The 24,160-nt window shown below is 50.5% G+C and carries 21 protein-coding genes and 1 pseudogene; 3 read left to right on the forward strand and 19 right to left on the reverse strand.

All coding sequences use genetic code 11. The features are described from left to right. Position 1: 1 nt before the first annotated feature. From SAQUA_RS22265 to SAQUA_RS22320, 12 genes are all read right to left on the reverse strand, one after another. Positions 2-469, reverse strand: coding sequence for an STY4534 family ICE replication protein (locus SAQUA_RS22265; protein ID WP_380676504.1), 468 nt, complete (start codon positions 467-469; stop codon positions 2-4). 359 nt (positions 470-828) lie between these two features. Next, complete coding sequence (locus SAQUA_RS22270) at positions 829-1,137, reverse strand: hypothetical protein (protein WP_380676506.1); 309 nt, start codon at positions 1,135-1,137, stop codon at positions 829-831. A gap of 280 nt (positions 1,138-1,417) precedes the next feature. Then, entirely contained in the window at positions 1,418-3,418 is a 2,001-nt protein-coding gene (locus tag SAQUA_RS22275; RefSeq protein ID WP_380676508.1) for a DNA topoisomerase III, read from the reverse strand. Positions 3,419-3,552: 134 nt separating this feature from the next. Further along, the gene (locus SAQUA_RS22280) at positions 3,553-4,143 is read right to left on the reverse strand and encodes a hypothetical protein (protein ID WP_380676510.1); all 591 of its coding nucleotides are present in this window, start codon (positions 4,141-4,143) and stop codon (positions 3,553-3,555) included. Then, on the reverse strand, positions 4,127-4,906 hold the full coding sequence (locus SAQUA_RS22285; RefSeq protein WP_380676512.1) for a PFL_4669 family integrating conjugative element protein: 780 nt from the start codon (positions 4,904-4,906) through the stop codon (positions 4,127-4,129). The genes SAQUA_RS22280 and SAQUA_RS22285 overlap by 17 nt, the downstream gene beginning before the upstream one ends. Before the next feature lie 1,054 nt (positions 4,907-5,960). Continuing rightward, complete coding sequence (locus tag SAQUA_RS22290; RefSeq protein ID WP_076944323.1) at positions 5,961-6,497, reverse strand: stationary phase growth adaptation protein; 537 nt, start codon at positions 6,495-6,497, stop codon at positions 5,961-5,963. A gap of 300 nt (positions 6,498-6,797) precedes the next feature. After that, complete coding sequence (locus tag SAQUA_RS22295) at positions 6,798-8,039, reverse strand: STY4528 family pathogenicity island replication protein (RefSeq protein ID WP_380676514.1); 1,242 nt, start codon at positions 8,037-8,039, stop codon at positions 6,798-6,800. After that, on the reverse strand, positions 8,039-8,608 hold the full coding sequence (locus SAQUA_RS22300; protein ID WP_076944321.1) for a DUF2857 domain-containing protein: 570 nt from the start codon (positions 8,606-8,608) through the stop codon (positions 8,039-8,041). Before SAQUA_RS22300 ends, SAQUA_RS22295 begins: the two co-directional genes overlap by 1 nt. 93 nt (positions 8,609-8,701) lie before the next feature. Then, positions 8,702-10,432 (reverse strand): ParB family protein, encoded by a 1,731-nt coding sequence (locus SAQUA_RS22305; RefSeq protein WP_380676516.1) that lies wholly within the window; start codon positions 10,430-10,432, stop codon positions 8,702-8,704. Further along, positions 10,422-11,777, reverse strand: coding sequence for an SPI-7-type island replicative DNA helicase (dnaB-PI, locus tag SAQUA_RS22310; RefSeq protein WP_380676518.1), 1,356 nt, complete (start codon positions 11,775-11,777; stop codon positions 10,422-10,424). The genes SAQUA_RS22305 and dnaB-PI overlap by 11 nt, the downstream gene beginning before the upstream one ends. Next, a complete protein-coding gene (locus SAQUA_RS22315) occupies positions 11,770-12,129 on the reverse strand; it encodes a hypothetical protein (RefSeq protein WP_380676520.1) in 360 nt (119 codons plus the stop codon). Before SAQUA_RS22315 ends, dnaB-PI begins: the two co-directional genes overlap by 8 nt. Continuing rightward, positions 12,126-12,992, reverse strand: coding sequence for a ParA family protein (locus SAQUA_RS22320; RefSeq protein WP_380676522.1), 867 nt, complete (start codon positions 12,990-12,992; stop codon positions 12,126-12,128). Before SAQUA_RS22320 ends, SAQUA_RS22315 begins: the two co-directional genes overlap by 4 nt. A gap of 629 nt (positions 12,993-13,621) precedes the next feature. Here SAQUA_RS22320 and SAQUA_RS22325 point away from each other — a divergent pair. Continuing rightward, positions 13,622-14,044 (forward strand): EVE domain-containing protein, encoded by a 423-nt coding sequence (locus SAQUA_RS22325; RefSeq protein ID WP_380676524.1) that lies wholly within the window; start codon positions 13,622-13,624, stop codon positions 14,042-14,044. 166 nt (positions 14,045-14,210) lie between these two features. Here the strand turns inward: SAQUA_RS22325 and SAQUA_RS22330 are convergent, their stop codons facing one another. The 4 genes from SAQUA_RS22330 to SAQUA_RS22345 form a co-directional block, all read right to left on the reverse strand. After that, positions 14,211-15,464, reverse strand: coding sequence for an FG-GAP repeat domain-containing protein (locus SAQUA_RS22330; protein WP_380676526.1), 1,254 nt, complete (start codon positions 15,462-15,464; stop codon positions 14,211-14,213). Positions 15,465-15,476: 12 nt separating this feature from the next. Continuing rightward, complete coding sequence (locus tag SAQUA_RS22335) at positions 15,477-16,205, reverse strand: hypothetical protein (RefSeq protein WP_380676528.1); 729 nt, start codon at positions 16,203-16,205, stop codon at positions 15,477-15,479. Positions 16,206-16,223: 18 nt separating this feature from the next. Then, the gene (gene wecB / locus SAQUA_RS22340) at positions 16,224-17,405 is read right to left on the reverse strand and encodes a non-hydrolyzing UDP-N-acetylglucosamine 2-epimerase (RefSeq protein ID WP_380676530.1); all 1,182 of its coding nucleotides are present in this window, start codon (positions 17,403-17,405) and stop codon (positions 16,224-16,226) included. 732 nt (positions 17,406-18,137) lie between these two features. Continuing rightward, entirely contained in the window at positions 18,138-19,049 is a 912-nt protein-coding gene (locus tag SAQUA_RS22345) for a LysR family transcriptional regulator (protein WP_380676532.1), read from the reverse strand. Between the two features lie 217 nt (positions 19,050-19,266). On the opposite strand from SAQUA_RS22345, the gene SAQUA_RS22350 reads away from it, so the two are divergent. Together SAQUA_RS22350 and SAQUA_RS22355 are read left to right on the forward strand one after the other, a co-directional pair. Then, complete coding sequence (locus SAQUA_RS22350) at positions 19,267-20,469, forward strand: MFS transporter (protein ID WP_380676534.1); 1,203 nt, start codon at positions 19,267-19,269, stop codon at positions 20,467-20,469. Positions 20,470-21,182: 713 nt separating this feature from the next. Beyond that, on the forward strand, positions 21,183-21,890 hold the full coding sequence (locus SAQUA_RS22355; protein ID WP_380676536.1) for an autotransporter outer membrane beta-barrel domain-containing protein: 708 nt from the start codon (positions 21,183-21,185) through the stop codon (positions 21,888-21,890). 34 nt (positions 21,891-21,924) lie between these two features. Here SAQUA_RS22355 and SAQUA_RS22360 read toward each other — a convergent pair. The 3 genes and pseudogenes from SAQUA_RS22360 to SAQUA_RS22370 form a co-directional block, all read right to left on the reverse strand. Beyond that, a pseudogene (locus SAQUA_RS22360) lies at positions 21,925-22,163 on the reverse strand (type VI secretion system baseplate subunit TssF); the annotation flags it as partial. Between the two features lie 31 nt (positions 22,164-22,194). Next, positions 22,195-23,802 (reverse strand): type VI secretion system protein TssA, encoded by a 1,608-nt coding sequence (gene tssA, locus SAQUA_RS22365; RefSeq protein ID WP_380676538.1) that lies wholly within the window; start codon positions 23,800-23,802, stop codon positions 22,195-22,197. A 174-nt stretch (positions 23,803-23,976) separates the two neighbouring features. Beyond that, positions 23,977-24,111 carry a hypothetical protein gene (locus SAQUA_RS22370; RefSeq protein WP_380676540.1) on the reverse strand — a complete coding sequence of 45 codons (135 nt, stop codon included), beginning with the start codon at positions 24,109-24,111 and terminating at the stop codon, positions 23,977-23,979. Positions 24,112-24,160 lie beyond the last annotated feature (49 nt).

A 24,160-nucleotide genomic window follows, 5' to 3' on the forward strand; every position in this document is an offset into this window, starting at 1 on the left:
CCTAGAAGGCATTGTCTGGGTATTGTTTATTGGCGTTACTGGGCGGAGCCTCTGGTGTTGACGCTGATTTCTCCGCCTTGTAAACCATCTCCTGCCCCACTTTTATCCAACTGATTTTTATCAGCCGGGCTTTCAGGGTCGGTCGGGTTTCACCTGCATGATCGCCTTTGGTCAAGGTGAACACATCTGCCGTCAGGTTGCTGAGTTTGAAGCCCAACAGCACTTTTTTCTCTTCATCGACGGCTTTCTGGCAGCGCCGGAGTAAACCGCTGGCCTCTTTACCCGAGACGGTTACATCGAAGCGCGTATAGTCAGGTTTCTCAGTCGAACCGTGTAAGGCGTTAATCACGCAGGTCAGGAATGAACCGTTGGCCGTGGTGATTTCACGGAGATGGCTGAGATACCCCAGACCATCAACATGCAGATTGAAATAGCTGGTCTGATTTTGAGTCGCAGTAGCTTGAGACATGGTGTTTCTCCTTGGGAATAAACCGGTACGCGGAGAAACGTCCCCTACGGGAGTTTCCCGCAGGGTGTCAACGTGAAGACGCTGACGGTCTGTTGAGTTGGATAAGTGCACCTTCATCGCAGTACACTGCGATCCCCGCTCTCAAAGGTTCAGGGGGGTTACCGCTCTAGAGCGCGTCCTCTCAGGTTAAGGTCGCTTTGGCTTGTGATTGCCCGAAGGCGTCCTTCTCAAATCACCAGGACATTGGCTGTTGTCAGGGACAACGAGTTAGCTTGGTCATTATTCAAACGGGCTAAAAAGAAGTCAACACTTTACCAACTCCCATTAAGTTTTAAGTTTATCCGGCACAACAAATGGGTTCAGCGTGAAGGGGGACAATAGAGCTCCATTTCCCAGTCCTCTAGCGGCGGTATTATTTGGAAGGATGGCTCGCAATAGGACCTCAAGTAATCAGTCGCTCTTTTTTGGGCATACGTGAAATTGAGCACATTACCTTCATCATCAAGCTCTATGACATTCACGAATATTGCGAAGACCATTTCAATTGCACTCGGTTCGGTTCCATATAAATCGAGGTAATCCACACCCTTAAGCATGTAATGCGTTCCACTGGCCATGAAGTACGCAAACGTTCTCAAAGCCCCACTGAAATCATGGCTTAACTGCATACACCCCCCCCTATACCGCATAAAAAAACGGGGACCGCATCATCCTGATACCGTCCCCGCACGCCTGCACCACAGGCTGTTGTCACTACATCTATCAACTCAGAGGCCGAGCCTTCGAACCCGACGCGTTTTTCACTGAGACTTTGCGTCTTGTACCCCCCTGTCTCGGGTAAAGGCAGGGTGCACGTTACTGGTAACCGCAGTAATCACGGGGTGCTTCAGAAGCAAAAGCAAAATAACAAAACCGCTGTATCGAGCGCAATGGAAAATTGATTACCCTTCAGCGTACTTTCTTTTTTGCGGCACTTCGGCGTCGGGTGCGCTGTGGCAGGTTCACTATCCCGGTACAGTCAGGATAACGCAGACAACCCCAGAAACGCCCCGATTTCCCCTTACGCTGCAAGGTCGCGCCACCGCACACCGGGCACGGCGGCGAGGGCGGAACGGTGATGCTTATCGCTTGCTGACGCCCTTTCTCGACCAACTGGGCCGTCCAGGCTGACTGCTTGGCCATAAAATCATCCAGTGACATCTTGCCTTCGGCGATCTCATCCAGCGCCTGCTCCCACAGCGCGGTCATGCCGGGATCTTTCAACGGCACGGGCAGCATGTCCATCAGTTCACCGGCCACCACGGCAGCACGCAAAGACTTCCCCTTCTTTACAATGAAACCGCGAGCCAGCAGGGTTTCGATGACCCCGGCCCGTGTCGCCTCCGTCCCCAGCCCCGCATTCTCTTTCAGGATTTTCTTCAGTCGGGGATCGGTCACAAACTGCGCGGCATTTTTCATCGCTGCAATCAGGGTACCTTCCGTGTAATGCTCCGGGGGTTGGGTTTGCTGGGGCTTCATCTCAGCCCCCGTCACCCGACACGGCGTTCCCGACTGCAGAGGCGGAAGCCGCGCGTTATCGGTATCCTCTTGCGCTTCATCGTCCACCGGCTCTTTCTCAAACAGGATTTTCCAGCCCGGCACCACCACCACATTGCCACGGGTTTTAAACAGTTGACCGCCGCAGTTGAGAGAAACACGGGTCGCATCCTGTTCATAAACCGGCAGAAACTGCGCCAGATAGTGCTGTCGGATCAGCAGGTAGACCTGACGCTCCGTGTCACTCATGCTATCCAAATCGCAAGGTTGCTTTGTCGGGATAATACCGTGGTGGGCGGTGATCTTCTTATCGTTCCAGGCACGGGAAACAAAACCTGCCTGCAACCGTTCCAGCACCGTCGACAGGGCTGGGTCACTTTTTACCAGGGCGGAAAAAACGGTGGGGACTTCAGACAACATCGAGGTCGGCAGAAACCCGCAGTCTGTACGTGGGTAGGTCGTCGCTTTATGTGTTTCATACAGCGCCTGGGCAATATCCAGTACCTGCTGAGCACCCAATCCCCAACGCTTTGAGCACTGCTGCTGTAGCGTACCCAGATCAAACGGGAGCGGGGCCGAGACGGTTTCGCGTTTGGTCTCTATCTCTGTGACCGTGGCAACACCCGTTTGCTGGCAGAGCTGGACGACCTGCTGCGCCACCCCTTGCTGGATACAGCGCTTTTCCTCATCACAGTAGGTTGCTGCGGGCACCCACTGCGCCTGAAATGACTGACCGTTGGACGCCAGTGCCAGCGTGACCACAAAAAAGGGCGTTGGCACAAAACCCGCGATGTGCCGATCGCGCTCAACAATCAGATTGAGCGTCGGCGTCTGTACCCGTCCGACTGAAAGCACATTGCCGTAGCCGCTATCACGGGCTTTGACCGTGTAAAGACGGGTCAAATTCATGCCGATTTGCCAATCTGCGCGAGAGCGGCCAAGACCCGCCAGGTAGTAAGGATACGTTTTATGCCCCGGTTTTATCGCGGCCAGTGCGGCCCGAACACTGGCTTCATCGAGCGCCGAGAGCCACAACCGTTCGACGTTGCCCTGATAACCGCAATAATCAAGGATTTCACGGGCAATCACTTCACCTTCTCGGTCGGCATCCGTCGCAATCACCACACAATCCGCCTTGAGCAACAACTTTCGTATCACCTCAAACTGCACTTTGGATTCGGGTTTGATCTGCATTTGCCATTGCGTGGGCAACACCGGCAACACCTCGGTACGCCAGGGTTTGCCAAACTGCTCGCCGTACACATCAGGGCTGGCCTGCTCCAACAGATGCCCAAACCCCCAGGTCACCGTCACCCCCGCACCTGACAAATAACCGCTCTTCTTCTCCGTTGCGCCCAGCACAGCGGCAATATCCCGTCCCTGACTGGGTTTTTCACACAGAAATAGTTTCATTCCATTATCCATGAAAGTGAGCCCGTCAGATTCAGAATGCACAACACTCTACCCACAGGGGCATAGCACTAAAATGACAGGTGAATAAAAATTCGAAGATGGCCCAGCCGGACCATCACAGGATACAGACGCCGTTAGCGCACTTTGCCTTCAGCGACCTGTTTGATTTGGGCAAACAATTTGCCGGTATAAGCCTCAGTAACGTGAGTAGCCTCGCTGGAGCGGAACGTAATGTACATACGACTCCCCGCCCCATTTTTTTCAAGCTCAATCAGAATAGTGTCCTCAATCCCCTCATCAGCGCCCCAATCCCTGCCCATCTTGTAGTAGGCCCCCGGTTGCGCGTCCCAGGCATAGCCCCCTTGGGTGATCGCTGCCGCCTTCATCCCCCCTTCCAACCCCTGCCCCTTCAGGGTGTTTACCACATCACTGGAAGTGAAATGGTAATACCGTTTGACTCGTGCGGCTGCGGTATCCACATCCACCGGCACCTCGAATTCTCGGGCGGTTTTCTTATCAATTACCGGTGAATTCGTTGACATCGCAGGCAAACCACCACGCTCATGGCTGTCGGCTTTTTTACCCAGTGAGAGCAAGCCGTAGCTCATGTCGCTGACTTTCTTGTTCAACTCGGCAACATCGCTACCGGCACATCCCGTCAACAGAACGGCGGATAACACCACACAGGCAACATGACAGAAATGACGCTTACCCCTGACGCTCATCTTTATCTCCTTGTTTATCGATGCTTTCTTCTGCCTTATGATCCCTGGACGTATGCCGCAATCGTTCATGTAACAAGCGAAGACTTTCAGCATTAACCCGTGGGGAGAAGCGCGAGCGTTTTCTGCCCAATAGCACCTCACGATCTACCTCACCAAAATACTGCTGCGCCGGGGGTATGGTTTCCGTCGCCAACACAATATCTCTGCGGGTGATGGGGAATGAGCGGTAGTGCTGTGCCGCCGAGAATATTTTGCGAATTTGGTATCCCCCCTGGTACAGCCGGTCGTCACGATGCTGCCGAGAGATAAACCCGTAATGGTGAGCCTGGAATAATTTCAGTGCCAGTTGGTCAAAGCCAACGAGAAGGTAAACGCAGCGGTATCCTAAAGGCGTATGACTGTGCACGCCAATATTCAGGGGGGACTTGGAAACAACATTGGACAACGAAATACCGCTGGGGAGATCGGCTATCAGATCATTTGCCTCATCCAACAAACGCTGAACATTCTTGTGTGCTTCATCAATCAGTTTTTCAAGCTGATACATTACGGCATCCGCATAGGGATTATCAGCCAGGGAATCTCGGTTAATACTGGAAACCAGGCGGAAAAATCGCGGCATTCCGATGATGGTATCTTTCCTCGTCCCCCTCTCTCTTCCTTCCCAGGTACTGATCGCATAGAAGGTATGCAAATCAATCCTCAGTTCAGAATGTAGCGCACCGACTTTCTTACCGTCCTTTTTCTCCGCATTGTCAGTCATGACAGCCTCTATTCGATAGTTGACGCAGAGTGAGATAGTCAGAGAACGGCGGGTCTTCAAACAACGGGAAAGTATTTTCTCAACGGCGACAATTGATCTTAGCGACTGTTGCGCCCCGCAACACTGTATGATTTTTAGCCACCGTTGCCACCGGCAACACTGTATATTTTTTAGCCACTGTTGCGACCGACAACACCGCTTAATTTTTAATCACTGTTGCGCCCCGCAACACCTTGTGTGTTTTTAGCGGGGTTTGAAGTTGAAGTGTGGTGGTACGATGTTTATCAATACCATTGTCAGATGTGTCAAAAATGTTCAACACGGCGCTGACTAACTTTACCTCTTATGATAGGTACAGCCTCTGATTTTAATGGATATATATTTTTGGTTATGGTCAATACTCAGCGTTATCAGCTGGTTAAAATTGAACGTTGATTGAAATCCATTGCCCGCTAAATCTTAACTCGTTATGATTCATTTAAAATGCACTTAGCCAGTAGCATGAGTTCGATTCTCATGGCCTTACCTTTCATTCCGGCCTTCTTTCTCTCCATTATACTTATACGTTGTGCAAGTATTGTGCTTATGAATTTTGCAAATGAGAAAAAGCCTATGAAGAAATTATTCCGTTATACATTAATTGTCGCTACAGCATTCTGCGAGACTATATGGGCCGGGATAACAGGTGTGGTCAGTGGTGCTATGACTGGCCAGACCGGGTTAACCTCGGGACTGGCTAAGCGTATTTCGTTATAGGGTAATCGGGTGGCGCTGAGGATACACCCTGCGGCCACATTGCATATACATGACAGTCCCCCTTCATAAGTTATTGATGCTTATACTTTTGCATGCTGTTTAACAAACCATCATTAATGCACCAATAGTTGGTGCATTAACAGTAAACATACACTAGAATAACCACAAGGATGCAGCAGACTGGTTTATCCAGACATCCCGCTACCAACTAAGTTGGTCTGGCCAAGTCCGGTAAAGGCGCTTCTGAATACCAGAGAAGTTATCTGGCGAAACCCACCTTAAGGTGGGTTTTGTTATTTCAGGGGTGAGGTAGTGGTTTGCCAGCCAGCAACTTACTTGCAATGATATAAAAACCGACCTTACCTCCCCCTGGTTTGGTATCGACGGCATAGGCGCTGGTCACATGAATTCTGAGTTTTTTCCGCTCCCGGAATACTCTAAAGGGGACGTAGTAATAACAGTGTTCACCCTCTTCATTCAGCACTTCGATCACCGCATAGCTGCCATAGCCGGCATGAATAATTCTTTGGCGATCGAGTGAAAGTATCATGTCTCTAAGATAACGTTGTGCCAGGCGGTAACGGATCTTACAAAACGGGCGGGACTCCTTTGGCGAGTGGTACATCAATGCCCGCTTTTCTTCCTCACTCTGTTCCGAGTAACCTTTGCAAAAACAATGAAATGAATAGGAAACGATGAATTTGTAGATCTTGTCTTCTTTGCCCTCGCTGCGATGCGTGTATATCACCTCATGTGCGTCAAGAAAGGAAAGGTCCCAAATTACACCCTCAGCATCAATGAAAGGTCGCCATTTCTCTACTTCATCAATTCTCACGTTTTAACCTATCTCCAGAGATGACAAGTCCTACCTCGGATTATCCTGAGACCACAACGCATTAGTGAATGACCGTTATGCTAACACAGGCCGCGACGACGTTCCCACATGGGCAAAATCCTCTCACCACCTAATCATTGTGTTAGAAAGTGGGCAAAAAATAAGCATTCCGTTTATCCGACCTCTAAGACTTCGACAAAGAAAGAGCTCACGAGAAGCCATCACATCGAACTCCAAAAAGTGTTGCGCCCCGCAACACTGTATGATTTTTAACCACAACATACCCAACACACCACGAATTCATGGCCTGTAAGCCGCACGGATCTCCGCCATCACTTTTGCAATCTGCTCTACGGATGCCCGCTTGTGCTCCTGTTGAACAGCTCGCTGAGCTGGCTCTGCACCAGCGAAATGCTGAGACGGTGGCGGTTGTTGCGCACGCTTTGCCACACTTGCGGTCGAATTAAATTGCCCATTTCTCGCTCGCTTCAGCGTGGCTAGCAGGTAGGCAATCACATTTTTTATCTCACCAGTGCCGACCCGCTCCGCTACGTCATCCAGAACCTGCTGCCCCAATGGCTCCGGCAATGCGCGCAGTTGTGGCTCAACGTTATCCCTGTCCGCCGTAGTCAGATTTTCAATCAACGCTGATGGCCAACGTAGTCGAGACTCATTCTTGCTTGCAGCGCCTACGTACGTATCTTTTACACACTGTGTAAAACTACGTACGTAACAGTTCGGTTTCCGAACTCTGTCAGGATCCCTTGTTTCTCCACTGAGTTCGGTTTCCGAACTCGGTAAAATAGCCCCCTTGTTCACACTGGGTTCGGTTTCCGAACTCAGTGATTTTTCCGCCAAAGAGGGTAATTTCTGCCGGGGTTCGGTTTCCGAACTCGGTAAACTGGCCTGCAACTGCTGGGCTAGCGCTTGAGCGGATTGAGGAGAAGACAGGCGTGATTCGATCAAGGCAATACGAGAATGGCGGTGGCGCATGGAGGTATCCTGTTTGATTTCCTTGAGCACCGATAACGCCGTTAACCGAATGGTTTTGTTCCCATGCTGACAGGCCTGTGCCACAGCATCCAGCCAGCCCGGATCAAAATACTCCGCATCGCGCAGCCCCAACGGTTCGTCATGCTGGGCATAGATATTGCCGCGTACCCGGCCACCGTCATCCCTGACTCGTTTGCATAAACTCAGCCAGCCCGTGAGCCGTAACATAAGCAAAGTACGACTGACCGTTTCTCGAGACGCTTTGCCGGCATGGGGGGAGGCAAGCTGAAGCTGCAGTTCTTCATAGGTCGGGAATACGGCCCCTTCGTTCTGCTGGGCATAGAGACGGATCATCACCCACGCCGTTTTATCCAAGGGCGATAATCGCCTGTCCATATACAACTGCCGAGGAATCGCATCATGCACATTCCCCAGGTAGAGGAGACCACTCTGTTCGTTTGCCACCGCGCCGGATTGCGCTTTTTGCACAATCCGGGCCGTCATTTTGCTTAACGTATGTTGTATGACGCTGTCTACCGCCAAGGCCATCAACCCGCTCTCCGCCGTTGCTGCTGTTCAACCCAGCCTTTTACCAGCGTCCATACGGACGTTAGGGCAATATCCTGTTGTTCGGCAATCAACATCATGACCTCCAGCGCTTCCAGAGAGTCCAGATTGTCTATGTTGGCGGCACGCCACTGCTCCCAAATCGAAATTTCCTCGGCTTCGGCGGGCGTTTGATTACGCCCCTGCCGGGTGGGTATCCCTGCAAGGCGACGACGGGTGCTGACCTCTGACGCCGTCAGCCCAAAATAGCACTGCATCATTTCTATCGACCCGCCAAGGGCCAAAGCACGGTCAATGCGCTGTACCCGTACCTGCTCCTGTCGGGCCTGCGCCAGCATCATATTGAGATTGGTGTGGTTGATATGGAACGTCAGTATCGAAACGGATGAATTCACCAGGTAGTGCAAATCCTCCACCGTCAGTTGGTTCAGTTCCTGGATCTCCTCCAGCGTCAGCCCCATCGCTTCGCAACGCCGGATATTGCCGGATTTCAGTTCCATCAGGACCTGCGTCAACAACGCATTGGTCGTTATACCGATTTGTGGATTCATACGTTGTGCCCTCCTAACAACATCCCTATATCAATCGCCCATGTCACCACGCACAACACAATGAGTGCGATGCAAGACCAGTCCTTGCGGGGTTTATTCATCGTCAGTCTCTCCATTTTCACATTGCTGAGATTGGCGCTGGATCTCCCGCAAACGCCGTATCACACGGATTAACCGTAAAAACTTCACTACCAGGACATCGTCCAGCAGTGGCCAATCGGCAGGCTGTTCAGTGCCGAACACCATCTGGGTCAATTCGTTCGCAGACAGTGAGACTGCTGCATCACCGGTCAGTGCAGCCAGCAACCGCGTGATGGGAGAGGCCTGATGAAGGTTGATCTGTATACGGTATCCGGCTGAAGTTGGCGCATTGTCCTCACACAGCGCCTGTTCAACCTGCAATACTTCAGCCAGTTCAAACGCCAGACGAAAGGCCGTATCCTGCAGATGCTCCAGGTCATCCTGCAGGGCGGATATATGCCAAATGTCTGTCACCGGCTCCAGTCCGGTATCGGCAAAGGAAACGGAAGAGTCGGTAGCGGCGCTGTCCAGCATCGTTGGGGGATAATCCGTTTCCATTCGTTCGCTATCAGATGCCAACGGAAACGTCACCGGCAACGTTGATTCTCGCGGCTCATGTCCCTCAACGTACAAATCAAGCTGTTCTTCTTTCTTACGGCCAGCACTGTAGTGCTGCGATGATCCCCCTGTGAGTGCAGGGGTTTTCGCGTCCTCAAGCGTCAGATCGGCATCAGGTTGGTGATTTACTGCAGGTGATTTTTCTTTATGCTGGCCATCACCACCAGGCGGTATACTCGATGAAAATGGTGGTACAACAGTCGGTATTGTCCCCTGCTCCTGTTTCTCGGTGTCTTTATCAGCATTGATAATATGCTGCGGCAGCGGTGCAGGTTCACCGAACAACTTCCGGCGATTCTGCTCTTTCGGATCCAGCTCGATTAACCAACGGTCATAGGTGATCTCAGGGCTAGGCATTGCCTGGAGCAGTGCCGCAATCAGTTCGTCTTTAAACGTATCCAGGGTGTAGTGTTCGGGATCATCTAAAGCGCGGCAAACCTCGCCAAATACCGCATCGAAAGATTTGACCGCATCGGCATATGCACTAAATTCCCCCCAGGCTTTTTCAGCCGCCATGCGCAGATTGATAAGAGGAATAGTTTGAGCACGGCTTAACCCGGATTCCAGCAGCGCAGGCAGATAGGGATACAGTTGTTTGATCACATACTCCATCCGGCTGATACTGGAGTAATGTATGGGGTAACCCTCTGTCTTCAATAGATCAGCAAGTTCACGCTGACTCACCTCACGCTCGAGTTGTTCCTCATAGATGCTTCGGGCCTTGGCGACGCCAAACGATTTTTCAATGAAAGACAAATCACCCCGAACATCGTTTTCAGCCAGATGACCGATGACACACTTCAGCCGTCCCGGCCACGGCTTGAAAATGCATTGAATACGGCGAAAGCGTTCATCTTGTGTTTCTTCCCAGAGCTCCAGCAGGATCGTATAACGCGTGTTTCCGCCATCACTGAAAATGTACACGTCTTCCGCGCTATCAGGGTTTTTCGTCACCTTGGGTACCGAATCTAGCCCACGTGCCAGGATGGAAGCCTTGATTTCGGCATACCTGGGGTTGCGCGTGGTACGTGGGTTATCCGGGTTGGGCCGCAGTTGATCCAGCGTCAGCACCATCGGCATTTCACTGACGGGCAACATAGAGGCTGCACCGGACGCCGGCACTCGTCCACGCTGCAACAATTGTTCGCCCAGCTTCTGCATGTTTCTTGGTGCCTTAGAAGTCATAGCGGCCTCCCGAGAAATCTTCAAACCGGGTGATTTCCGCCAGGTATTTCACCTTTACCGTACCAATAGGGCCATTACGCTGCTTGCCAATAATCAGTTCGGCGACGCCTTTATCCGGCGAGTGCTCGTCATAAACCTCGTCACGGTAAATAAACATGATCACATCGGCATCCTGCTCTAATGCGCCGGAGTCTCGCAGATCGCCGTTATTGGGCCGCTTGTCTGCCCGACTCTCGAGGGCACGATTAAGTTGTGAGAGGGCAACCACCGGACAGCCGATCTCTTTTGCCAACGCTTTTAGCGAACGCGAAATTTCGGCAATTTCCTGTGTGCGGTTCTCCTGACCAGGGCAACGCATCAGTTGCAGATAGTCCAAGAGGATTAATGACGGGCGACCGTATTTACGGACATTCCTGCGGACGCGGGAGCGCAGCATGGACGGGGTCATAAAGCTGTCGTCATCGACGATCAAACGATCTTTCCACTCCGTCAGGAGAATATGGGTCGCTTTGGCCACTCGGGCCCAATCCTCATCCCCCATATTGCCACTGCGCAAATTCTGCAGAGGTACGCGCCCCAGCATCGCGACGAATCGAGATAAAAGCTGGTCAACCGGCATTTCCAGGCTGTAGATCTGCACCGGTTGTTCTTTTCGGCTATCCAGCGCCCCTTCACACAAACTCAGGGCCAACGCGGTTTTTCCCATGGAGGGACGGCCTGCCAGCAGGATCAGGTCACTCTCCTGCAGTCCGCTAGTCATGCCATTGAGTTGTTCAAACGGGGTGGGCGTACCGGTGATCAAGTCCTCACTGGCACAGCGCTGCTCCAATCGGTTGAGGTAGACCTCCAGTGAGGAGACCAGGTCGAACTGTTTGCCTGCGGCCTGCAAACCGGCAATGTCAAAAAGACGTCGCTCGACTTCTTCCATTAATGCAGCCACATCAGTACGCGCATCTTCAGCCTGCCCTGCCAAATCATGCCCCAGCGCCAGTAACTGACGTTTCTGCTTCGCCGTAGAAACATACTCGGCGTAAGCCACGATGTTGGCCGCACTCGGGGTGTTCTTCGAGAGTTCCGCCAGGTAGGCAAAACCGCCGGCAATATCAAGCTGGCCAAGACGTTCAAGCTCTTCCGAGACGGTGATGAGATCGATAGGCATATTGCGGCCAAGCAGCCCCTGCATCACCGCAAAGATCTTCTGATGAGAGGGTGAGAAAAAGCTGTCAACGGCCAGGAGAGGGGCGATTTCGTCCCAGCGGTCGTTTTCTAACATCAATCCACCCAGAACGGACTGCTCTGCTTCCAGAGAATGCGGCATCACCCGCCGTGGTGCTTCGTTATGCATGGCGAACCTCCTTACTCTGAACTTCGCGCAACGCGCATTCCAGAACATCACGGAGTCGGGAAGAAGCGACCAGGATCAGGGGTTCCCGATCATAACTCGCCCCAGACTCAAGCAACGGAAGCCCAACTGGCGCTTGTGGGCCGATGGCCATATCGCGAAGTTCAGATTCACTCCACACGTTATAAAATTCGATAAAACCGCTCGCCACTCCCCATTCATCAGCCAAACGCTTATAGAACCGGCTTTTAGCTGTTTCGTAATCAGGCGCATCGACGAACACGTGGACTTCATCGTGCGCTTGATAGGTTGCTGTGGAACAGGCGACAGCCCGCCAAAGTTGATTGCGATTCATACGCGGATCCCCCGAGCAATAACATCATCAAACTGGGGTTTCCACTCAGGGAAAAGCTCACAGGCGAGGCCACATATCGATTGTGCAGCGGACGGGGTTTTGCGATCTGTTTGGTATTCCAACCGATGCGCAGGCTGAGACAGACTATGCCCCAACCTATAGACGTCCAAATCATAGATCTGCGTTGCCAGCATACTGACCGGGATATCTGCAGAGCTGTAACTCCCCTCTTCCACAATCTGCGTTATCGCCGTCAGCGCCTCCCTGGCTAACTTGGTGTAATCCATGCAGTTCACCAGGATTTTCACCGGGGGGAGCGTAATACCAAAATCTTTGTAGGGCAGTAAACCTTCCATCAGCGGGATCGTCCCACGTAAAAACTCACGGACATCGGGGACGACCGGCTTGATCATGGCGAGTGCCGTGTGATTCGTTGCCAGCATCACCAGTTCCAGCATGATGGATCGGGCACCCTGTGAATCGATGATGATCACGTCATAGTCTTTAAACAGAGGGTGTTGCAGCAGGTTGCGCAGACGAAAACGGCCATCCGGAGCATGCATCATGGCCGTTTTGAGTTGCTCATGGGGATCGTTAGAAATAATCAGATCAAGGTTGGTAATACTGGTATGGGAGATAAGCTGTTGAGGTTGATTGAGATCCGCCGTCTGCATTAATAATTCATATAGGCCATAGGGGGCTTCATACTGCAGGTGATAATAACTGGAGGCTGTAGGTTGAGCGTAGTCACCGTCGATTAACAGTGTCTTGAGACCGGCATCGGCGCAGAAGCCGCCGAGATTGGCTGCGTGGGTCGATTTCCCTTCGCCGCCTTTGGTAGAAATTATTGAGATTACGTGCATATATATTACCCGAATAAGTTATTCGAGTCGTAATAAGCACAGATGTCATTTTAACCTTTTTCTACTCGGGGATTGAAAATCCCCGTGTCCTTGGTTCGATTCCGAGTCCGGGCACCACTTTAACTTCTCCCCAAGTCTCCTGAATTCAAGTAAACTCCTTTAAAATCCTTGTTATATCCAATTTCACTACATTTCCTCCCCACTTTGACCAACCTGATCCTCCCTGAATCAAGTACTAGGCTGTATCCCTCAGTTGCACGCTAGCGCCGCCTGTATTCATTTGTACGCAGAGCAAGGCCTGAGTCCCGCAGTCTAGCAGCGAACACTCAAGTGGCCCAGTGTTGCCCATCCTCGGTATTGTCGTGGCATCACAGACAGTTGAAGAACACAGCCTAATAGCAATCTTCCCATTACAGTCATCATCGCTACTGCCAGAAATTGACAGTAATACGACTTAGCATGGATCGCATCGAGCATTTCTTGCGCTAGCGCGTTCATCAACCAATGCAGAGTATCCATATGGCAGCCCAAAATTTCATTATTTTTTACGTAGAGAGGCCTGAGCTCTGCACAATTGTGCCCCTCAAGCCAGATGTCCTTCGTCGTCATGTTTCGGGACTGGCGGAAAAATGAGTAATAACTGGATTGCCGTAGCATCGGCAGAGCATGTGCAATGTGGCAGAACAGGCGGATTTATGCAGGTTTGCCATGGGAAAGCCGGCCCCTTGCGCCGCGTAAAACCAGGAGACCGAATTGCTTATTATTCCCCCACTGTTGAATTTGGTGGGAAAAATAAACTACAGGCATTCACCGCCCTCGGCATAGTCAAACCCGGTGAGCCTTACCCATTCGATATGGGCGGAGGGTTTTGCCCTTTCCGCCGCGATGTAGCCTGGTTTAATACCCATGAAGCATCTATTCAGCCGATCTTGAATGTTTTAGATTTTTCCGCTGGCAATCGGAATTGGGGGTATCAACTTCGATTTGGGATTTTTCAGATCAGTGATCACGATATCAACATCATTGCCGCCGCGATGGGTACCAAACTGTAGGCCGAAAGAAAACTGCAGGTAACGTAATTCATAAAGCGGAGTTTTTGGATGAGTACAACTGAGGCAACACGGGAGCTATGAAAGTAGCTCCCTATGTAAAATGACCAAAGCCAACAACACTTAGCCCAATAAGTAGCATGATTCTTTGATGGAGAGGCGATGCAAATTACAACCCTGAAATTTCATTGTAATGCACCACAATTTTGGCATGTTTAGCTACGTAGTAATTAGGCACTGAGTATGCAATAGTTGCAAAATCTATTCTACCTCGGTTTTTAAAGTCTGCTATAGCAATACGGGCGACTGATTCATCGGAAATACGCCATTTAGCAAAAACACCATTTTTTATATCAATGGCCTTATAGTAAAATACCCCTTGCCACGGCCAAGGCCCGCGTAAACCAATAATGAACTCCTCATCTCCGTCACCATCAAAATCTGCACAAACTACCTGATGACCAGGGCCTTCGCCGTTTTCATTAGGATCACCGTAAACATCCAGTAATACACGATGCCATTCCGCTTGCTGCGGTTCGCCATCACCCTTTTTATAGTAGACCGCTACTGTATTACCGTGAAAAGGCTCGATGGCTGCTACATAAGAAAATGTATCATTACCAATGCGACCTACGTCCATATCTCCACTGCCTTTAAATCCTGTGTCTTCAAATTGGGTTAATTCACCGGTTCCAATCAGTACTCGACGCCAGTGATTTTGCTTTTGATCATAGTAGAGCCACGTTACACCTTCATCAGAAGCTAAAACCACCGAATCAAGATCCGAGCCCGGAATGAGGCCACGTTTTTTTTCTGCACCATGGATCATTCTGAAGTTACTGTCATCAATGACTGTCATATGCCATTCTGTGGCAGAATAGACGTCATCGGGTTGAGTAAATAATACTACTGGCAAAACAGCATGCACATCTTCTTTGGCAACAATAGGAAAACCTAGAATTTCTATTCTCTCATTCTGGGTAAAATAACCAGCACGTAGGCGGTGCATGCCTGTTGTTCGGCCAATGTAGTGACGCAACCAGCGCTCGCCTTTGCACAGATCAATTCCGGGGTTTTCAATCCAGTCAATCTTCCCTCCTGATGTGTCAGGGTCATAAATCGTTCCAATTGGCCCATACAACTCATAGCATACAATAACGTCAGGATAACCATTATTAGTGATATCAGCATAATCAGCACCTACGGGCATTTTAATTTTGTCAACAATCAAATGTTTTTCCCAGTCAGGGTTTTCATACCAATAAAGTTCACCAAGCGTTAATCCATAGCCAAATACATCTACTTTACCATCTTGATTTAAATCAGCGGCCTCAAGCCAATAGCCATCACGCAGATTATTAGCGACGACCTCTTTTGTGAATACAGGTGCAATAACATTAGGTATTGTTTTTTTGTCAGACATAATTTGACCTTTTTATTCTACCGCAGAGTACTCGATAGCTAACCAGACTGAGTGAGTATCAGCATAGTATTGATGAAATGGATATATATATTCGCCGTTATCATCTATGCAACAAAAAGCACGTGATGTAGTGGTTCCTGGAGCTAGGTGAATCTCTTCACATAGAGAGGAGTACTCTTCATTATAAAAAGATTGCATTCGGCCACGGCCTAATATTTGCGTGTGTATCTCTATAAAAGAATGTTGATTATGAATCCCACAATGGGTTCCTGCTTTAGCAAACCACAGATTAGCACTGACTGAAAACAGTTGGTTTTTCTTAGGTCCAACTGAACGAGTGACTAATTCCAATGGCTCAAAGTGAATGATATCTAGACACTCACTGGGAGACCGATAGAAATTCACATTCTCAAAACCTGTTTTTACTTCCTCATTCCTCACCTTCCCAATATATACCTCTTGATTTTCCCAAGAAACTTCAGGACTGACGGTTAAATCATCCTCAAGATAAAACGACATCAATTGAAAGTTAGGGGTGATTTTTTCGTTGCACCTAATCAGTGAAGAAAAAGGATGTATTACTGTTCCTTGGATATTATTTAACTTAACATCCTGAGAGGAATAGTTAACAAGCAGTACTTTCCCTTCGATATACGTCAATTCACCAGCGCCAATCATACCCTTTTTCAGCTCAGAGTGATTGAAGCACCTTTTCATGACATTTGATGAAGTATTTTTCATGAAACATCTCCTGTGCAATCAAACTGTATTAGCTGCTAAATCATTTCCTTGGGACATTTCACAACCTGAGAAAAATGGCTGGACGGCTGGTCCTAACCCAAAGTAATTTGCTATAGCGCCAATAACACGTGACGTTGCTAATCCATCACCATAATGATCTGTTTTTACATTAGAACTTCTGAATGAGCGTAAATTATCCAAGATTTGATTTACATGGCTAATTATTAAATCTCCTGAGCTTCCAACCAAAATTGCCGAGCCAGAGTAAGTCGCCTCTGGACGCTCTGTAAGAGAACGTAGTATGAGAGTTGGTTTACCTAATGTCGGGCCCTCCTCCTCTGCACCACTGCTATCCGACAGAATAATATCGGCTCTTTTCATTACGTGGCAAAAGTCCAGATAATTTAATGGCTCAATAAGGTCAACATTTTGCAATCCCGAAAGCTCGACTTTCAAAGCGTTACGCACTACAGGATTTTTATGCATTGGAATGACAACTCGTACATCGTCACGTAACGAGATCTCACGAATAGTCCTCGCAATATCAGGAATTTTCGCCCAAGCTTCGCGACGATGTACTGAAGCTAAAATAATTTTACGAGGGTCATCCTTTAGATCATCCACAATCTTATTGGTGCTCGGATATTGGCTATTCACAGCCCATAAAAGAGAATCAACAACTGTGTTACCGGTGATTACAATATTTTTTTCCTGGATACCCTCTCTAATTAAATTAGCTGAATTACCTGGAGTTGGGGCGAGATGCAATGAGGCAATTTGGGCGACCAACTTCCTGTTTCCTTCTTCTGGAAAAGGCGAGTTGTTATTACCACTGCGCAGCCCTGCTTCAATGTGTATAACAGGGATCTGATGATGAAAACCTGAAAGTGCAGCGGCCAATGTGGTACCAGTGTCACCATGTACGGTAAGGGCATCTGGGGCAATTTCTGGCAACAGTTTTGCTAACCCATCAGTAATACGGGCTGTCACCTGCGCAAGCGTTTGGCCTGGCTGCATAACCGCGAGATTATAATCGGGCTTAATGCCAAACACTGCCAACGTATCATCAAGCATTTCTTTATGCTGACCGGTTGATATTACAATCACATCAAAGCGACCATCCTCTTTCAACCCATTGATAACCAGACCATACTTAATTGCTTCCGGCCTTGTACCTAAAATAACAGCGATTTTTTTCATTACAATGACTCTCCAGTTGTTCACGTATTGCATCAAGGAATACATTTACTCATTGGGCATATAAACTTATCGCCTCATTTTTATATACCAAGCGTTATTTAATACCAATCATTAAAAACTTAACAGTAAATAATTCGAATAACACTTGTGATTCCAGGGAACAAGTAGATGAGGTACTTAATAAACTTCAATGACCTTGAGGAATTTTCAGAACTGTCGAGTATAGTAATTTTTCAGGTATAATTAGTGCTCTTAATATCTCGCCCAGGCGCCACAAGTAAAAAAGATACTTCCCTTAGTATATACCCGTCGCCCTTCAAGCTGCATGGGTGTTGGCTGCCCTCTCTCACCCCAGTAACTTGGGTATAGCATTGTTTAAAAATAAATTTTAGAGTAACTGAGCAAGGAATATATTTAGGTCTATACTGAATGAGGTTTGTAATTCTTGGAAATTGTTTATAGCATACTAACCCAAACTCCTCAGTAAGATAAACGAAAAGTGTATATTCAGAGCCTGCCCTAACGTTATGGAGTGTGGATAAGTAAATTGACAGTAGGGACTTAATACTTTTCATAAGTCTGCCAGAACACCATGATCACTTAGCCGCAGATACTGAATTTAGTCAGTCTGGCACGCCGGTGATTTTTTCCTCAACCGTTCAAGCACCTTTCGTATAGCCTTATCCAATAACTTTTGACATGACACTGCGCCTCTATCCACCTAGAACAGGATCAGCACGAACCAATGTTGACCTTTTCGGCAAAGAAATCCAGAAAAGCGCGCACACGCAACGGCAGATGGCCACCTTGTCCAACATATACGGCGTGGAATTCCTCAATATCACCTAGACTGTAATTTACGAGCACTGGTAGCAACCTACCTTCACCGATATCCTCGCGCACCTGGAAAGCAGCCAGACGCGCCAAGCCAGCTCCGGCCAAGGCCAAACGATGCAGAGCCTCGCCATCGCTGGCTTGTACGTTGCCACTAACAGGCACTACGATATCCTCATCACCGTAACACAATCGCCAGCCAGACTGTGCACGCACGAAATTCGCCCCTAGACGATTGTGCTGATACAGGTCTTTCGGCGTAATTGGGGTGCCGTGGCGTGCCAGGTAGTCAGGCGACCCAACAATCATCATATGCGTCTGGCCCAATTTGCGCGCTACCAGATTTGAACTTTTGAGTGGGCCAGCACGTACGGCCACATCGGCCCGCTCTTCCAGAATGTTGATGACCTCATCTATCAGCGTGATATCCAGCCTCACGTCAGGGTAGCGCTCCAAGAATTCAGGGACCAACGGCAGCAAGAAGTGATGCCCAAAAGGTACATTGGCATTTACCTGCAGTTGACCGTGTGGTGCTGAATGTTCACTGGCACAGCGTTCTGCCTCATCCAAATCTGCCAAGATGCGTACCCCACTCTCGTAGTAGGTACTTCCCTCCAGCGTAAGTTGGAGTTGCCGAGTGGAACGGTTCACCAGTCGCGTGCCCAATCGTTGTTCCAAACGTGCAATCAGCTTGCTAACGGCCGAAGGCGTTATACCGTAGGAACGAGAAGCAGCAGAAAAGCTACCCAGTTCAACGACGCGCACGAACACTTCCAGTTCGCCGGACCGGTTGACTTCCAGGCGAGCCATATCTGTATCCTTGGTGAGTTCAACTCACAAATGTTGTTCCAACGGACAGTCTATCTTGATTGTGTCTTTGAATTCATAATTAACGCATTAATTACTATAACCCTTGGCCAGATCTCCTGGTCGCTCGCTTTTCCCCGCATGGTGTAGCTGCAGGCTGCGCCGATTAGGCATTTGCGGTATAGAACAGTCAACTGCCTGCGGCAGTCTGGGGAACAAGATGAATCAGAAAAAAGAGCATATCCATCCCGGCGTTTGGGCATTGGCTGTCACCGCATTCGCCATTGGTGTGGCTGAATTCATCGTAGTCGGTGTACTGCCAGCCATCGCGACCGACCTGGAAGTTCCTCTGGCGCGTGCAGGCGGATTGGTCGGATTGTATGCACTAGCTCTGGCCATAGGTACCCCCTTGGTCGTACTAGGATTGGCTCAGCTACCTCGCAAGCCAGTACTTCTGGGGTTAGTGGCCATTTTCCTGGCCGGTAACCTGCTTTCGGCACTTTCGGCCAGCTACGGTATGTTGTTGCTCGGGCGCATAGTAACGGCGGTGGCGCACGGTAGCTTCTTTGCCATCGGCGCGACGGTGGCTGCTCGGCTGGCCCCCGAAGGTCAAGCCAGTCGTGCTATCGCGTTGATGTTCGCAGGTTTGACATTAGCCATGGTGATTGGCGTACCACTGGGGAGTTTACTCGGCAACGGCCTCGGCTGGAGACTCCCGTTTTACGCCGTCGCAATGCTTGCTGCAATAGGGTGGCTCGCGACCGCAATATGGGTTCCAGCCTTGCCCGCTCAAGCGGCTGGGCGAATTAGTACGCAACTAGCATCGCTGCTACAACCCAAAATCCTGGCAATGATGAGCATTACTATTCTTGGCTTCGGTGCCAGCTTTGCAGCCTTTACTTTCATCACACCTATCTTGACCGACATTACCGGCTTCTCAACACTGACTGCCAGCATGCTATTAGTGGTGTTCGGCGCAGCGACGTTGGTCGGTAATCTTGCCGGTGGGCATTGGGCGGCAAGTCTGGGATGGCTGGTTGCACTGCAGCGCATGCTGGCGGGGTTGTTGCTGATACTCATCGCCCTTGCGTTACTGATGCCCTACCAAATACCGATGGTGGCACTGTTGTTCGTCTGGGGATTGCTGGCTTTCGGTATGTCTCCTGGCTTCCAGGTTGGTATGCTTGCAACCGCTGAACGATGGACGCCGCGTGCCGTAGACTTCACTTCGGCCTTGAATATCTCGGCGTTCAACCTGGGTATCACATTGGGTGAAACAATGGGTAGCGCGCTGGTGGCACGAAACAGTATGGCACTGACGCCTTGGGTGGGAGTCGGGCTGGTATTGCTCGCACAGTTACCGCTAGCGTGGCTGGCAAGTCAGCCATCGAGTGCCAAAGTGGCACGAACCAGTGGTAAATAATTTTGTCGGACCATTCGTCACACAGGCTTTAGTGCGAATCACTAGGCTGTGTCCCTTAATTGCACGCGAGCGCCGCTGGCGGTCATTTGCGCACAGGGCAAGGCGTGAGCCGCGAGGTTTGGTGGACCAAATAAGCGGCGAACAACGCCGCAATGCGCGCAAATGGCCCCAGCCCGGAGGGTCGCGCCCCAAAAGCCCGTTCTCTGTGTTGTCGGGCTTGAACAGAGGGCCACTCTGCCCTTCACCCTCCGCCTTGATAACGGGCTTTTGGGTCTGCGACGGCACCACGGGCAATTAAGGGACACAGCCTAATACAGCTGAGTTGCGGAATACACTGTATGTGGGGCAAACCGTTGCCCCACAGCATTTTTTGATGATTCTAATAATTCCAAGCTTGCGGGTAATGAGACGGCTCTTAATCACTGTGACTCTGAAGTAAAGCCCTCTGCTTATGGTTGCCCGAAACATTATTTCGATCTACTTCCAAAGTATCGATGTTAAAACGCGTTTTACCTGACACTAAGGCCACCGCAAGAACTCGTCGACGCCATTTTCACGTTGATGAAAATGCCACTCATCATCCAATTTGTACCTATCTCAGTAACTCTTTCAAAACGCCGACGCAGAACAAATTTGTTAAATAAGGCATCGGTACGGTACAAATCAACAACAGCCCAGTCAGCGCTGGCATGACAACGGTGTAATCGGGAACCTTGTTAGTTGGATCATCACCAACACTTGCCACCTCACCACTGGCCTTTGCATTAACGACGGCTTCAACCCAGATACCAACACTGACCAGCGATGTGACGGTGCAGGCTAACGGTACGTTTGGCGGTGACGGTCAGGTTATCGGTAATGTGTCTAACGCTGGGGTTCTGTTGGTTGGGCGTGCTGCTACCGGGAGCAACTTCAGCGATTTTATTATCAATGGTAACTATGTGGGCAACGGCGGTAATGTCGCCTTGAATACCGTATTGGCAGGGGAGGGAGCGAAAAACATCAATGGTATTCAGGTAATTAACGTCGGTGGCACATCCGCAGGCGTCTTTACGCTGAATGGGGCGAAGATGAGTGACATACAAAACAACGGTTCTCTGGTTAAGCAGAACGGCAATAACAATCTGCAGACGCGTTTGGGTGCCAAACTGTCGAACGACACCCTGTTGGGGAAAGACAAATCACGTATTTTGACAACCTATATGGATCTGAACTGGATCCAGAATACCCGTCTGCCCGGCGTAAACGCTGATGGACAAGGTGTCCAGCAAACGGGCAGCCGTCATCTGGTTGAAGTGAAAGTGGGAGCGGAAGGTAAGTTGAGTAACAATCTCAGCGTCTGGGGCAACCTGACGCAGCAGATAGGGCAGAAAGGGTATGATGACAAAGCCGCGATGCTGGGGGTGAAGTACACCTTCTGATTGTCATGGGATGCTGGCTACCTGTTCGGGTAGCCAGCCGGCTGACCAGCCCTTCTGTCAGCTCAGGCAGATCGTCATCCAGCTTTTCACGCAGTCGCCCCCATAAGAAAAGCAAAGCCTTCAAACAGCCGTTCCACATAGGGATCGCGTGCGTCTGGTTTATCCAGATTGAGTATCGCTGCCCGGTACGGGTGAGCGCGGGCAAATTCTTTACCGGCTTCGCGCAGATAGCGCATTTCGCGCCTCATAGTATCGTAGGGTTAAATCATCCATGCACAGGTTTCCTGAGCGATATCGGATAAAATCAGCCGCAAAGCACCATGGCACGAGCAGGATCGATGGCAATCAGCCCCGCCAGCAATGCATCCATCTCAGGCATTAGCCGAACTTTATCGGACTCGCTGCGGCCAGCCTTCATGCGAAGGAGCTTCAGGCGACGGGCCTGCACTTCAAACAGCAAAGCCGGTTCCCAATCCGCCAGCGTCAAGAGTGGAGCCGTGGTGGTCAGTTCCCCCAGCAGATGCAGCGCCATCTCGTTGCGGCCATACTGTTCGGCAACTCGGGCCATCAGCAGCCTGGTCAACCAGCGGCTGCGCGGCGTGTCAGTACCTGGCCGGGTCTGCAGCCAGGCGAGCGCCGCTTCCGGCCCCTCACTGTCACCTTTTTCCATTGCCTCGGCTTCGAGTGACAAAACCTCGTCTGCCTGACTACTGGTGATCGTGGCGGGATCATCGTGGAATTCCAGACTATCTTCGCTTATTTTCTCGTTTATCCAGCCCTGAGTGACCTCATCAGCAAACGGGGTGCCGTCATTCCAGGCGAGTTTTTCAAGCCCGGGGAGTCGGTTGAGCAATAAGCGCATATCGAGGATGATGGCATCTGCCCAGACTTCCCATGGCTGACCTGCGTGGCTAAGCCCCTGCCAGAGATACCATTGAAGATCGAGCCAGAAATGGTTCACGCCTTCGCAATACATCTGGCTGGCTTGTTCCACCAGCTCAGCCCAGTTTTTCTGCAGATACAGGCGCTTAAGTTGAGCACGGTACTCCGGCTTGGGCGGTAAAAGACGGGTTCGCCCACTGCTGTCGAGCGGAGGAGGCTGATCAACCGTATCCCAACGCACGGTTTTCATCAGACGGTGAGAAGCCAACCAGCCCTGTGGTTGCTCTGCCAGCCAGCGGGAAAGTAATTTTGCCTGATCAAGCAAATCACGTCCGGACTTAACGGCAGCAAGCTGTGGCGAGCTTGCCGTGCTTTTTTCGCGCCCGGTATCCTTAGGGCGACTGTTCTGTGGGATCAATGAGCCCATGCCACCGGAACGCGCCAGGCGATTCTCCAGTGCACTACATAGCTCGGAAAAGGACGGCCTCTCATTGTCTTGCCAGTGGCTGACGGCGTCAGCCAGTAGGTTGATCGCCCCGGCAGTCAACCCTGCATCGTTGCGATCCACCTCCGGCCAGAGCGAAAGGGTATCCAGCATTTTGGTACTGTTCAGCCACTCCAACGCGGCCTTACGCGCATTGGGCCGGTGCGGATGGCAGTGCTGACCGTAACGGTTAAGCATTGCCGCCAGCAGGAGTAAGCCTTCAGCCAGCCCTTTCTCCCCGTCACGCTGCAAGCGAGCCTGAATGTACCAGGTGACAACCCGGATATCCTTGGCTGTCTGGCAAAGACACTTTTCAGCAAGGGAGCATAACAGTGCCGGATCGGTACCTGAGAGCTTATTGATTTCCTCCCGCATCAGTTGGAAGTTATCGTCATAGCTGGGATCTTCACCGGTTTCCTGTTCAGGGCTGACAGGAAGCAACCAATTATCCCAAAGTGATAGAGCATCGGATGCTCGAGCAACAAGACGCTGTTGTTCTTCCTGATCCTGAGTACCTGCCATTAATAAAGCCAGCGGTGAACTCATACTTTCCCTCGTTTATTTTTCTTTTTCATCAACATAGTAGCCATGGTGCTTTTGCACGCTACTGCGCACTATCAAAACCGGGTTCCACGCTAAAAATCGACTCTGGCAGGCGGAACCCCTTGAGCATCAGTAACGCCAGCGGCCCTTCTCCCCATTCACTGCGCATGACAAATTTCAGCGGTCTGCCAGCGTGTATTCAGGTTGCCTGCTATCGGAGCAAGTACCTGCCGCCATGCCAAAGCCATCCCACTCTTGCCCAAGGCTGGCAGCCAGACACCAAACCGAGTCCGCAGCGGTTCGTCGGGGCACCGTTGAACCTCGGTGTCTGGAAAGTAAAAGCGGCGGGCTTTACAGCAGC

The organism is Serratia aquatilis (assembly GCF_044865145.1).
Taxonomy (GTDB): Bacteria; Pseudomonadota; Gammaproteobacteria; order Enterobacterales; family Enterobacteriaceae; genus Chania; species Chania aquatilis.